The 12,974-nt window shown below is 69.7% G+C and carries 12 protein-coding genes; 8 read left to right on the forward strand and 4 right to left on the reverse strand.

Annotated elements, in window-relative coordinates:
- Window positions 1-146: 146 nt before the first annotated feature.
- Entirely contained in the window at window positions 147-854 is a 708-nt protein-coding gene (locus NI2_RS17880; protein WP_067492202.1) for a MerR family transcriptional regulator, read from the reverse strand.
- A gap of 80 nt (window positions 855-934) precedes the next feature.
- On the opposite strand from NI2_RS17880, the gene NI2_RS17885 reads away from it, so the two are divergent.
- Complete coding sequence (locus tag NI2_RS17885; protein WP_067492203.1) at window positions 935-2,092, forward strand: erythromycin esterase family protein; 1,158 nt, start codon at window positions 935-937, stop codon at window positions 2,090-2,092.
- A gap of 68 nt (window positions 2,093-2,160) precedes the next feature.
- On the opposite strand, the gene NI2_RS17890 is transcribed toward NI2_RS17885, so the two are convergent.
- The gene (locus NI2_RS17890; RefSeq protein ID WP_067492255.1) at window positions 2,161-3,540 is read right to left on the reverse strand and encodes a TldD/PmbA family protein; all 1,380 of its coding nucleotides are present in this window, start codon (window positions 3,538-3,540) and stop codon (window positions 2,161-2,163) included.
- A gap of 8 nt (window positions 3,541-3,548) precedes the next feature.
- Window positions 3,549-5,078 carry a TldD/PmbA family protein gene (locus NI2_RS17895; RefSeq protein ID WP_067492256.1) on the reverse strand — a complete coding sequence of 510 codons (1,530 nt, stop codon included), beginning with the start codon at window positions 5,076-5,078 and terminating at the stop codon, window positions 3,549-3,551.
- A 134-nt stretch (window positions 5,079-5,212) separates the two neighbouring features.
- On the opposite strand from NI2_RS17895, the gene NI2_RS17900 reads away from it, so the two are divergent.
- Entirely contained in the window at window positions 5,213-5,857 is a 645-nt protein-coding gene (locus NI2_RS17900) for a TetR family transcriptional regulator (RefSeq protein WP_303745828.1), read from the forward strand.
- On the opposite strand, the gene NI2_RS17905 is transcribed toward NI2_RS17900, so the two are convergent.
- Window positions 5,854-6,621 carry a TSUP family transporter gene (locus NI2_RS17905; RefSeq protein ID WP_067492204.1) on the reverse strand — a complete coding sequence of 256 codons (768 nt, stop codon included), beginning with the start codon at window positions 6,619-6,621 and terminating at the stop codon, window positions 5,854-5,856. The genes NI2_RS17900 and NI2_RS17905 overlap by 4 nt on opposite strands.
- 56 nt (window positions 6,622-6,677) lie before the next feature.
- Here NI2_RS17905 and NI2_RS17910 point away from each other — a divergent pair, with 56 nt between their 5' ends.
- The 6 genes from NI2_RS17910 (at window position 6,678) to lnt (ending at window position 12,807) form a co-directional block, all read left to right on the forward strand.
- Window positions 6,678-7,844 (forward strand): sensor histidine kinase, encoded by a 1,167-nt coding sequence (locus tag NI2_RS17910; RefSeq protein ID WP_067492205.1) that lies wholly within the window; start codon window positions 6,678-6,680, stop codon window positions 7,842-7,844.
- Window positions 7,845-7,865: 21 nt separating this feature from the next.
- Window positions 7,866-8,525, forward strand: coding sequence for a response regulator (locus NI2_RS17915; RefSeq protein WP_067492206.1), 660 nt, complete (start codon window positions 7,866-7,868; stop codon window positions 8,523-8,525).
- Between the two features lie 73 nt (window positions 8,526-8,598).
- Window positions 8,599-9,090: an FxsA family protein gene (locus NI2_RS17920; RefSeq protein WP_067492207.1), complete on the forward strand. Its 492-nt coding sequence runs from the start codon at window positions 8,599-8,601 to the stop codon at window positions 9,088-9,090.
- A 42-nt stretch (window positions 9,091-9,132) separates the two neighbouring features.
- On the forward strand, window positions 9,133-9,336 hold the full coding sequence (locus NI2_RS17925; RefSeq protein ID WP_067492208.1) for a hypothetical protein: 204 nt from the start codon (window positions 9,133-9,135) through the stop codon (window positions 9,334-9,336).
- 30 nt (window positions 9,337-9,366) lie between these two features.
- Window positions 9,367-10,950, forward strand: a complete 1,584-nt coding sequence (locus NI2_RS17930) for an amidohydrolase (RefSeq protein WP_067492209.1) — start codon at window positions 9,367-9,369, stop codon at window positions 10,948-10,950.
- Between the two features lie 327 nt (window positions 10,951-11,277).
- Window positions 11,278-12,807 carry an apolipoprotein N-acyltransferase gene (lnt, locus tag NI2_RS17935; RefSeq protein ID WP_067492210.1) on the forward strand — a complete coding sequence of 510 codons (1,530 nt, stop codon included), beginning with the start codon at window positions 11,278-11,280 and terminating at the stop codon, window positions 12,805-12,807.
- Window positions 12,808-12,974: the final 167 nt, after the last annotated feature.

Raw genomic sequence — 12,974 nt, forward strand, 5'->3', positions numbered from 1 at the left:
ACCGAGCGGGTTCCGCACGGCTGGGAGTGCGGCGGGTGGCACCACTCGAGCCGTCCCGTAGGGCCGGTCCTGCGCTACATGAAAGCTTCGCCTGATATCGACCGACCAGTGCTTGCCGCACGCAAAATACTTTCCAGAAGAAGCACTTACGCGCCGAGCTCAGCTACATAACCACGAAGCACCGCCCCCGCATCGAGCATCGCAAGACCCTGCTCGGTCAGCTTGGCCTGCCAAGCGGTCAGAGCAGCAGTAAGGGCCTCTGTACTCCCCGCGGCACGGATCTGAGCGATAACGGCCGCGATGTGCTCGAGACGGTAACCACCACGACGGAGGATCGTCGTCAGATGAGCGTCGCGGCGGTCGATGGAGGTGTAGAGCCGATAGCCGGTGGCGGAATCGCGGGCAGGGGAGAGGATGCCTGCCGTTTCCCAAGCTCGGAGAGTGGCGGGGGTAAGCCGCAGGTGCGCGGCCAGTTCACCGATGGTGTACGCGGTATCGGGATTCGTTGTAGGGGAGGGCGATTCGTTCGTCAGGTGGTCGACCGCTCGGCGGATAGAGGTCAGGGTCTCGCGGTCTTCCAATAGACGGGCATGGGCACGGTCGATCTCGGTCAGAGCGGTGTCCAGGTCGTCAGCGTGCAGCGCACGCATGACGCGACTCGCGACGGCGTGCCCGAAGGCCGGAATCAGGGTCAGGTAGGTGCGCAAGGCGACGACGTGGAGATCGGTGTAGACGCGGTATCCGGTGGGTGTGCGATCGGCGGCCGGAAGACACCCGTCCTGCTCGTAGTTGCGCACCGCCTGGGTGGAAATGCCGTGTTCACGGGCCAGGTCCGTCGGTCGCAGATTCCTCACGATTTGATACTTTACCTGGCATCTGCCTTGCAAAACCGCGTGAGGTTTACACCGTTTCTTCAGAGATACGATTTATTCACATGAGTCAGAAGATCTGGGACTTCATCCCCTCCACCTGTGAGCTCCTCGCCTTGGGCGAACCCACGCACAAGGAACCGGGCTTCGCCGCCCGGCGCAACGAACTGTTCGCCGACCTGGTCGAACGCGGGTTCCGCTCCATCGCCTTGGAAACCTGCCGCACAGCCGCACTCACCATCGACGACTATGTCCGCCACGGTGTCGGCACCCTCGACGAGGTGATGCGTACCGGCTTCACCCACGGCTTCGGCGCCTTCGACGCCAACCGGGAACTGGTGGTCTGGCTGCGCGCCCACAATGCCGAACTGGCACCCGCGGACCGCGTGAGCATCCACGGTTTCGACGGCGCGATGGAAACCATGTACGCACCGAGCCCACGCCCCTACCTCGAATATGCCTGCGACTACTTGCAACTCGACCTCGGCATCCGCGAGGTGACAGGCGAGGACGACCGGTGGAACCGCACCGAGGCGATCATGGACCCGACGGTCTCGGTCGGCGCCGGCACCGATGCCGCGCGCCTGCGCGTCATCGCCGACGACCTGCTCGTCCGCCTCCACACCCGGGCACCGGAACGAATCGCCACCACCTCGCTCGACGAATGGCGCAGGGCCGCAGTCCATGTCACCACCGGACTCGGGCTGCTGCGCTACCACGCTCAAGCCGCCGACCCTCTCCCCGACGACGAACGCTGGTCGGCCCTGTCCGCCACCCGCGACGCCCTCATGGCCGAGAACCTGCTCGACATCCGCACCGTCGAGAGTTCACGCGGCCCGACCCTGGTGTGCGCCCACAACCTCCACCTGCGCCGCACCTCGAGCATCATGCGAATGGGCCCGATGAACCTCACCTGGTCGGGAGCCGGCGCGATCGTCGCGGCCCTGATGGGGGAGCGCTACCGGGCGATCCTCGGCACCCTGGGCCGCAGCACCGGCCTGGAACTCGGCGAACCAGACCCCGGTACGTACGAGGGCATCCTCCAGAAATCCACGTCCACTTGGGAACTGGTGGCCGCCGGCACCCTCGGTACTGCCGACATCCGCACCGATACAAAACCTGAGCAGGGCTACTTTCCCCTGGACCCCGACACGATCAAGGGAGCAGACGTGATCCTGCACCTGCCCGAGGGAAGCGCCACCAGTCTCGCCAGTTGGGGCTAGCCCCAGTCCGGTCGCGATGACCAGCCCCCGGGGCGGCGGTGCAGACGTGCACCGCCGCCCCTACGAACTCACGTCGCCTGGCTCACCGACGACATGTGGAAGTCCGGAATCCGCAGGGGCGGCACAGCCGTTCGGCTGAACCAGTCCTTCCATTCGCGAGGAAGGGTGATCTCGGTCGCGCCTGCCTCCGAGACCCGCCGCAACAGGTCGAGAGGACTCTCGTTGAAGCGGAAGTTGTTCACCGCGCCGGTGACTTTTCCGTCTTCGACGAGGTACACGCCGTCGCGGGTGAGGCCGGTGAGCAGCAGGGTGGCCGGATCGACCTCGCGGATGTACCACAGGCAGGTCAGCAGCAGGCCGCGCTCGGTGCGGGCGATCATGTCGTCCAGGGTGGCGTCGCTGCCGCCGGTGAGCAGCAGGTTCTCGCCGGGAACCGTTGCGGTGGTACCGAATTCGGCGGCGGTGGCGCGCGGGTAGATCAGCGATTCGATGGTGCCGTCGGAGATCCAGTCGACGCGCCGCGCGGACAGACCGTTGTCGAACACCGACAGCGACTCCGACGACGAGGGTGTCGCCACGAACGGCCGGTACTCCAGGCCGCTCGCCTTCGGGTCGGAGTACAGGGTGAGCGGGAGGTCGGTGAGTCGCTCACCGACACGCGTGCCGCCCGCCCGGGCGAACGCGTTGTGCCCTTCCTGAGCACCGCGACCCTCCATGCTCCACGCCATGTAGATCATCAGATCCGCGACCGCCGAGGGCGGCAACAGGGTTTCGTAGCGGCCCGCGGGCAGGTCGACCCGGCGGGCGGCCCAGTCGAGCCGACGCGAGAGCTCCGACAGCAGCCCGGGTGTGTCCACATCGACGAAATCGGGTGTCCCGACGCCGACCCAGGCGCTGGCGAGATCGCTGCCCTCCCCGCGCTTTCCATTGATCTCGACCGAGCCCGTCGGCTGGGTGAACCGGCGCCGGATACCGGTGGAGGTGCCGAGCCAGGTGGTGTGCACCTGGTGGTGGGCGAAACCGTAGAGCCGGTCGGTGCCGTCGAATCCGGTCGACAGGTCGCGGGCCAGCCCGGCGAACACCTCGATCCCGGTGCTGCCCGGCGCCTGCTCCCAGGTGTCCGAATCGTCCTCGGTCGGCTCGAGCAGCGGCATGGCGTCCTGGGCCGGTTCGGCCGTGCGCGCGGCCTCCTCACCGGCCCGCACCACGGCCGCGATGTCGGCCGGATCGACGCTGGTCGACGCGATCGAGCCCACGCGAGCGGAGTTCGGTCCGTCGCGGAAGATCGAGATGACCGCCCACGACCGCGACACCGACGAACCGTTGGTGGTCATCGAATTGCCGGCCCACCGCAGCGACGCCTCGTGCGCGTCGGTGACGAGCACGATCGCCTCGTCGGCCGTCGACGCGGCAAGCGCCCGCTCGACCACCGCGCCCGCCGGGAACACACTCGCGCTCACTGGCCGCCCTCCGTCCGGGTGTTGAGAATATCGACCCCGCGCACCAGCACCGAGGGGCACCCGTGACTCACCGCCGCCACCTGACCCGGTTGCGCCTTACCGCAATTGAACGCCCCACCCAGTTGCCACGTGCTCGGCCCGCCGACCGCCTCCATCGACCCCCAGAAATCGGTTGTCGTGGCCTGGTAGGCGACATCACGCACCTGACCGGCCAGTTCTCCGTTGCGGATCCGGAAGAACCGCTGTCCGGTGAACTGAAAGTTGTAGCGCTGCATATCGATCGACCAGGATTTGTCGCCCACGACGTAGAGACCGTCCTCGACCCGCGAGATCAGCTCGGCAGTGCTCGTGTCGTTGTCGGGATCCGGTTGCAGCGACACATTGGCCATCCGCTGGATCGGCACATGGTGCGGCGAGTCGGCGTAGGAGCAGCCGTTGGAGCGGTCCAGGCCGAGGCGCGGGGCGAACACGCGGTCGAGTTGATAGCCGACGAGGACACCGTCGCGCACCAGATCCCACCGCTGGCCCGCCACACCTTCGTCGTCGTAGCCGACGGTGGCCAGCCCGTTCACCTGTGTGCGGTCGCCGGTGACGTGCATGACCGGGGTGCCGTAGCGCAAGGTACCCAGCTTGTCGGGAGTGGCGAACGATGTACCCGCATACGCGGATTCGTAGCCGATCGCCCGGTCGTACTCGGTGGCGTGCCCGATGGATTCGTGGATGGTGAGCCACAGGTTGGTCGGGTCGATCACCAGATCGGTCGGCCCGGCCACGACGGACGGCGCCTTCACCTTCTCGGCCAGCCAGCCGGGGATCCGCGCGAGTTCGTCTGCCCAGTCCCAGGTTCCGTCGGCGCCGGTGACGTACTCCCACCCGCGACCCGCCGGCGCGGCGAGAGTGCGCATGGTCTCGAACACCCCGGACGCGGCATCGACGGTCACCGCCTCGAGCTCTGGATGCAACCGCACCCGCTGCTGGGTGATCGACGATCCCGCGGTGTCGGCATAGAAGGTCTGTTCCTTGACCTGCAACACCGAGGCGGTGACGTGGTCGACACCGTCGGCCGAGGACAACCGCCCCGAATAGTCCTGCAGCAGCGCCACTTTGTCGGCCGTCGGCACCGCGAACGGATCGAGATCGTAGGCCGACACCCAGGACACGTCGTCGTAGACCGGTTCGTCGGCCAGCTCCACCCGCTCCCGATTCAGCGAACGCAGCGCTCGCGCGACGGTCACCGCGCGACGCGCCACCTCGGTGGCGGTGTCGGAGGTGAGGGCGGCGTGGGACGCGAAACCCCAGGTGCCGTCGACGATCACACGCACCGCCAACCCGAGTTCGGTCGCGTCGGTGACCGCCTCGACCCGGCCGTCGCGCAACCGGATCGACTGGGTCACCAACCGCTGCACACGCAGATCGGCATGTTCGGCGCCCGCCGCGCGGGCCGCCGACAACGCGGCCTCGGCCAACGTGGCGAGCCCGAGCGCGCGGAACTCTTCGTCCACCTCGTGTGAAGTCGTGGTACTCACCGCGCCTACGCTAGCGGCTCCCACCGACACGTGCCCCACACCCGCGTGAAAACCGGGCCGTGGCAGCGACAACCGTGACGCGCGGGCCCCGATCCTCCCGCCGGGGAACCCGCGGATGCCGTAGGGTGCCCGCCGTGCCGCCATCTGCCCTCCGCGATCGAAAAAGGGAACGAACCCGTCGTGCGATTCTGCTGGCCGCCGTCGAATTGTTCGAGGCAGCAGGCTATGAGGAGACCACCGTCGCCGAGATCGCGGCCGCGGCCGAGGTCGGCACCCGGACCTTCTTCAACTACTTCGCCAGCAAGGAAGAACTGCTCTTCCCCGAACCCGACGACCGCGTGCGCGCGGCGGTGGCGGCCATCGCCACCCGCAGGCCGGGGGAGCGACCTGTCGAGGTGTTGCTGCGTGCCCTGCGCGCCGCGGGCGACAACCCCGGCGAACACCTCGTCGACGACCTGGGCGCCCGCATCGCCGCCCTGCGCGCCCGCGTGTCGCGCACCGTTCCGTCGGTGAGCGGTCGCGCCGCGCATGCCCAGCTCGTCGCCCAGCGCGAGATCGCCAGGCAACTGCACCTGGCGTTTCCCCACGAACTCGACGAGGTCGGCGCCGCCGCCCTGGTCGGCGCCGTGGTGGGCGCGGTCTCGGGCGCGTTGACGGTGCTGTTCCAGCAACCGCAGCACAGCATCGACGACGGTGAACGCCTGCACCGCAAGATCCACGAGACCACCTCGCGGGTACTGCAACCGTGGCTGGCCGCCCAGCCCGACGCGGTGCGCTAGGCGAACTGCTGCCAGCCCAGCCGCACCACCATCACCACGACGACGACCAGCAGCACCACCCGGACGAAGCCCGCGCCCTTGGCCAGCGCCATCCGCGAACCCACAACGGCACCGGCGATATTCGCCACCGCCATGCCCGCGCCGAGCCCCCACAGCACGTGCCCGGTGGCACCGAGATACAGCAGCGCGCCCACGTTCGACCCGCAGTTGACGACCTTGGCCATCGCCGCGGCGCGCACGAACTCGGTGCCGAGCAGGGTGGCGAAGGTGATGATCAGGAAGGTTCCGGTGCCGGGGCCGAGCAAGCCGTCGTAGAGGCCGATCAGGCCCGAGGCGAGCGCGACGACCAGGATCACCTTGCGTCGCGTCGGCGGGTGCGTCGCCATCGTCAACCCGACCTTCGGGCGCAACGTCACGAAGATCGCCACGCCGACGAGCACGACCATCACCATCGGGATGAACAGTTCCCGGTCGATGAGCGACACGGCCGCCGCACCGCACGCGGCGGTGATCGCGGCGATCACCCCACCGGGCACCAGCACCTTCCACTGCATGGGCACCTTGCGCGCGAAGGTCAGTACCGCCGTGGCAGTTCCCGCCAGCGCGGCCATCTTGTTCGTGCCGAGCGCGGTCTGCGGTGCGATGCCGGGGGCCACCAGCAACAGGGTGGGCAGGATGATCAGCCCGCCGCCGCCGACCACCGCGTCGACCCAGCCCGCCGCCGCCGCGGCCACCAGTAGCACCGTCCAGTCTCCGAGTTGCACGCGTCAAGGCAATCAAGATCACGGCCGGAAAGCCAGCGGGCGCCTAGGCTTGGCCGGTGCGCCGGTTCAGTCTGTGGCTTCGTGGACGACCCATCGTCGCCGACTCCCTCCTCGCGGCGATGCTGCTGTGCTTCGACGTCCTCGGCGTGGGCGAGGCCAGGAACAAGGTCGTCTACCTCGTGCTGTCGGTGCTGCTGCCGATGCCGGTGGCCCTGCGGCGGCTGTACCCGCGCGCCATGGCCGCGACCCTGCTCGTGCTGTCGCTGCTGTGCACGTTCACCGCCTACCTGCTGAACGAGAGCACCGCACCGCACGTGGCGCTGATCGGGCTCGGGGTGATGCTCTATACGCTGGTGGCCTATGTCGGACGCCGTGACGGGCTGATCTACGTGGGCTTCCTCGCCCTCGACCTGGGTCTGTCGGTGCTGCTGGTGCGCGAGCCCAAGGGCGGCGACGTGATCCTCGTCGGCGCCATCTACGCGCTGTGCTGGACGCTGGCGGAGTTCAACGGCGCCCGGCACGCCTACGACGCCGAGGTCGCCGCGCGGCTGGCCGTCGCCGACTACGACAAGGAACGCCGCGCCCACGAGGCCGTCGCCGCCGAACGCACCCGCATCGCCCGCGAACTCCACGACGTGGTCGCGCATGCGGTGAGCGTCATCATCGTGCAGGCCGACGGGGCGAAATACGCCCTGCGCACCGACCCGGACGCCGCCGAACGCGCGCTGTCGACGATCGCGGGCACCGGCCGCGACGCCCTGCGCGAACTGCGCCGCACCGTCGCCCTGTTGCGCACCGAGCACGCACCCGAACTCCTGCCCCAGCACGGCAGCGCGGGCATCGCGCAACTGGCGCAGATGATGCGCGAGGCGGGCCTGGCCGTCGACCTCGAGCTCACCGGCGAACTCGACGACATCGCACCCGAGGTGAGCCTCGGCGTGCACCGCATCGTGCAGGAGTCGCTCACCAACACCCTCCGGCACGCCGGTGCGAGCGCCAAGGCCGTGGTGCGGGTGCAGCGCGGCGCCGAGGAGATCCTGGTGGAGATCACCGACAGCGGCGGAGTTCCTGTGCGGGAGAGCGCGATTCACGGTGGCGGTATGGGCCTGGTCGGCATGCGCGAACGGGTCGCGGTGCTCGGCGGCACCCTGCACGCGGGCAAGCTGCCCGACGGGCGCTGGCAGGTGAGCGCCCGCCTCCCGCTGCGCGCCGAAACCGACTGAACCGGCCGCTAGGGTGAGGGAATGCCGATCAGTGTGCTCGTGGTGGACGATCAGGAACTCATGCGGATGGGCCTGAAAATGGTCCTCGGTGCCCACTCCGACATCGAGGTCGTCGGCGAAGCGGCCAACGGCGAGGAAGCTGTGCGCCGCGCCGGGGAGCTGCGCCCCGACGTCGTGCTGATGGACGTGCGCATGCCGGTGGTCGACGGCGTCACCGCCACCGGCCGCATCGTCGCCACCGGTGACGGCGTGCGCGTGCTCGTGATGACCACCTTCGACCTCGACGAACACGCCCTCGGCGCGCTGCGCGCGGGGGCGAGTGGCTTCCTGCTCAAGGACACCCCGCCGGAAGATCTCGTCTCGGCGATCCGCAGCGTCGCCGCCGGTGACGCCGTGGTGTCACCCAAAGTGACCAAACGCTTGCTCGACCGCCTCGTCGCCGACGACCCGGCCGGGCTGCGCGACCCCTCGGTGCTCGACGTGCTCACCGTCCGCGAACGTGAGGTGCTCGAGCAGATCGCCGCCGGGCAGAGCAACGCCGAGATCGCCGCCGCACTGTTCCTGTCCGAAGCCACCGTGAAGACACACGTGGGCCGGGTGCTCACCAAACTCGGGCTGCGCGACCGGGTGCAGGCGGTGGTGCTGGCGTACGAGACCGGGCTGGTGCGGCCCGGCGGATGAGTGATCCGCCACGGGCCGGGAGAAAAAACGCGTGCTCGTGCGTTGAACGGGTAGATCGTCCGAAAGGATCACCATGACCGCCCTGCTGTTCGTGCTCTACCTCGTCGTCGAGATCGCCGCCCTCGTCGGTCTCGCCCAGGTGATCGGCGTCGGCTGGGCGCTGCTGGTGCTCGTCGCGGTCTCCGGCGTGGGACTGGCCTTGCTCGCCAAGCAGGGGCGGCGGGTCTTCGACCGGTTCCGCCGGGCCTCGCGCGGTGAGGTGAGCGCGGAGAGCGCGGTCGCCGACGGACTGCTCGTCGCGACGGGATCGGTGCTGCTGTTCGTGCCGGGCCTCGTCACCGGTGTGCTCGGATTGCTCGCCCTGTTCCCGCCCACCCGCGCGCTGCTGCGGCCGGTGCTCGAGAAGCTCGGTACCAGGCGCTTCGGCCCGCTGCCCTCGTTCGCGCCCGCGCCCTACCGTGGCGTGGTCGTCGATGCCGGTGGCGACGTGGTCGACGGTGATGTCGTCGGCCAGTGGTATGACGACGGGCACACTCGTGGTCCGCGTGCGCTCGGTTCGGCCTGAACCGCCGACACTCGCACCGGCCGACGGTCTACAGTGACCCGCATGGCCACCGAGCAGATCACCGTCACGGTGAGCGAGGAACTGGCCGACGCGGTACGCCGAGCGAGTACCGCTGCCGGACAGTCGATGTCGGACTTCACCACCGCCGCGTGGCGGTTGGAACTGATCGCCGCCCGAGCGGGCGGCCACACACCGGCGGGACTCGGCGACGCCGACGTGTGCGCCGTGCTGTCCCTGCCGACCTGACGATCCGCCGATACGGCAGACTGGGGCACCGTGAGTACCCAGTTGCTGATCGGCGGTCGTTTCTACAGTTCCAGCTCCCCGGACGCGACCGCGATGGCGGTCACTGACGGCACCGTGGTGTGGCTCGGCGCCGAGGCGCCCGGGCGTGCCATGCATCCCGACGCGGAGATCATCGACCTCGACGGCGCGTTCGTCGCGCCCGCGTTCGTCGACCCGCACGTCCACGTCACCGCCCTCGGACTGCGGCTCACCGGGCTGGATCTGCGCGGCGCGCGCTCGCTGGCCGACCTCCTGGACGTGGTGCGCGCCCACGCCGCGCGGCAGCCCGACGGGGTGATCATCGGCGACGGCTGGGACGACACCACCTGGCCCGAGCAGCGGCCGCCGACGGTCGCCGAACTCGACGAGGCCGCGGGGCCGGGCAGGCTTGTCTACCTCGCGCGCATCGACGCGCACTCGGCGGTCGCGTCGTCGGCGCTGCTCGATGCCGCCGGTGAGTCCGGCGACCGTGGCGAACCGCTGCGCGCCGACGCCCACCACCGGGTACGTGCCGTCGCCCTGGCCGGACTGTCTCGCGCCCAACGGGATTCGGCCCGCACCGCCGCCCTCGACAGCGCCGCCGCGCACGGCATCGTGGCCGTGCACGAATGCGCCGGACCCGACATCTCCAGCCGCGACGACGTGCGCGAACTGCTCGCCTTCGACCACGGCGTGCAGGTACGCGCCTACTGGGGCCAGGCCGTGCGCGGCGCGGACGAGGCGCGCGCGCTGCTCGCCGATCTGGGCGTGCACGGACTCGGCGGCGACCTGTTCGTCGACGGGTCGCTCGGTTCACACACCGCGCTGCTGCGCGAACCGTACGCCGACGCCGCCGGCTGCGGGAAGAACTTCCTCGACGCCGATGCCGTCACCGACCACCTGCGCGCCTGCACCGAAGCCGGGATCCAGGCCGGGTTCCACGCCATCGGCGACGCGGCCATGGACCTCGTGGTCGACGGATTCGCCCGGGTCGCAAGCGAACTCGGCGGTCCCGCCGTCGCCGCGCGCGGGCACCGGGTCGAGCACGCCGAGATGACCGACGCCGCCGCGATCGAACAGCTCGCCCGGCTCGGAGTGATCCTGTCGGTGCAACCGGGCTTCGACGCCGCCTGGGGTGGAACCGACGGCATGTACGCCACCCGTCTGGGCGCCGAGCGCGCCGCCGGGCTCAACCCGTTCGCCGCGATGGCGGCCGCCGGGATCTCACTGGCGATCGGCTCCGACGCCCCCGTGACGACCCTGAATCCCTGGGAACAGATCCGCGCCGCGGTGCACCACCGCACCTCCGGCCACGGACTGTCACCGCGCGCCGCCTTCGCCGCCGCCACCCGTGGCGCCTGGCGCGCGGGCGGTGTCCGCGACGGGATGGCGGGCACCCTCGTCCCCGGTGCCCCCGCGTCGTACGCGATCTGGGACGCGGGCGATCTCGTCGTCGCCGCGGCCGCCGACACCGTCCAGCGCTGGTCGACCGACCCGCGCTCGCGCGTCCCCGGCCTGCCCGCCCTCGACCCGGACGTGTCCCTGCCGACCTGTCTGCGCACCGTGCACAACGGCACGACCATCTACGCGGCCTGAGCCGACCCGCCACGAATCACGGAGCGCGACACCATGATCGACCCCGCCACCGGCGACCGGCCTCTACACACCCAGCCATCGGGACAGGTCGAGGGACCTGCGTGTCCGGACGACGAGGAGCGCGACAGTCCGTCCGCGCCGGAGGCGGGCACTGTCGACGGCCGCTCCACTGAGCCGGGAAGGTCGACGGACCGGCCCGCAGCCGAAACGAGCGATACTCACGGACCTGACGGCACATCGCCGTCGGAGCGGAGCGCGGGGCGGGAAGGCGATGCCGGTTCCGATCGAGCTGTGGGGACGGCGACGGCTGGGGCCGCGCTCTGGCGGATGGCCGTGGCGGTGCTCGGCGGGGTGCTGCTGTTCGCCAGTTTTCCGCCGCGGCCGCTGTGGTTTCTCGCGCCCTTCGCCGTCGCGCTGCTGACGCTCGCGGTCTACGGGACGAGCAGGGTGCGGGCCGCGTTCGGGTACGGGATGCTCGGCGGGTTGGCGTTCTTCCTGCCGTTGCTGCCGTGGACCGGGATCTACGTGGGGCCCGTGCCGTGGCTGGCGTTGTCGACGGCGTGCGCGGTGTTCTTCGGGCTCTGGGGCGTGCTCGCGCGGTGGCTCGGCGGACTCCGCGGATGGCCCGTGTGGCTGGCGCTGGCGTGGACGGCGACCGAATGGGCGCGCTCGAATGTTCCCTTCGGTGGATTCCCGTGGGGGAGAATCGCTTTCGGGCAGGCCGACGGTTGGTATCTGCCCCTGGCGGCCTACGGTGGCGCCCCGCTGATCGGCTTCGCGGTGGCCCTCACCGGCGCCGCGCTCGCCGCCCTCGTGCTGCGGGTGCGCGCCGGACAGCGCACTGCCGACAAGGGCATCGCGCTGACCGGTCTCGCCGTGATCGTCGCGCCGCTGGCCGGGCTCGCGCTGCGCCCCACCCTGCCCGCCCCCGACGACGGCCTGCGCACGGTGACGGTCGCCGCCATCCAGGGCAGCGTGCCGCGACTCGGCCTCGACTTCAATGCCCAGCGCCGCGCCGTGCTCGACAACCACGTCCGCCGCACCGAGGAACTGGCCGACAGCGTCGCACGCGGCCAAGAACGCAAACCGGATATCGTGATCTGGCCCGAGAACTCCTCCGATATCGACCCGCTGCGCAATGCCGACGCCGCCGCCGTCATCACCCGCGCCTCGGAACGCATCGGTGCCCCGATCCTCGTCGGCGCGGTTCTGGTGAACGGCGACCGGACCACCACGAACTCGGTGATCGTCTGGAACGGTGCCGCCGGGCCGGGAAAGCGCCACGACAAGAAAATCATCCAGCCGTTCGGTGAATACCTGCCGATGCGAAGTTTCTTCCGTTTGTTCTCTTCCTATGCCGATCGCGCGGGCTATTTCGTACCCGGCCACGGCGACGGCACCGTCACTGCCGCGAATGTCCGAATCGGCGTCGCCACCTGTTATGAGGTCGCCTTCGACCGGGCATTCCGGGAATCCCTTGCCGCGGGCGCGCAATTGCTGACCGTCCCGACCAACAACGCCACCTTCGGCGAGAGTGAGATGACGTACCAGCAATTGGCGATGTCGCGGGTGCGCGCGGTCGAGCACGGGCGGGCGCTCGTGGTCGCGGCAACCACCGGGGTCAGTGGGATCATCACCGCCGACGGCACTCTCACGCAGCGCTCCGACCAAGTCGTCCCCGCGGCGCTGGTCGCCCAGTTACCATTGCGCGACACGGCGACGATCGCGACCAGGATCGGTGCGGCGCCCGAAGTGGCGTCCGTTATCCTGACCGCGATCGGCGCGGGACTGCTCTTGACCCGCCGCCACCGAGCGAACCAGACGCAGGTTATGCGCAGCTCGGGAAATTCTGAATAAGCGGTTTGTTTCAGCCCGGGGGAAGCGGCATCGAGTTGCTGCTACAGGGGTGTAATTCGTTGAGCGCGAAATAAATCCAGATCGGTAGCCATCCGGCCGCCGGAGTACTCCGAATCATGGGCGTGGATAGCCACGCCCTGGGCCGTCGTGTGCCCGGGCGCTGCTCG

Origin of the sequence: Nocardia ignorata NBRC 108230 (assembly GCF_001612905.1) — a bacterium.
Classification (GTDB): domain Bacteria; phylum Actinomycetota; class Actinomycetes; order Mycobacteriales; family Mycobacteriaceae; genus Nocardia; species Nocardia ignorata.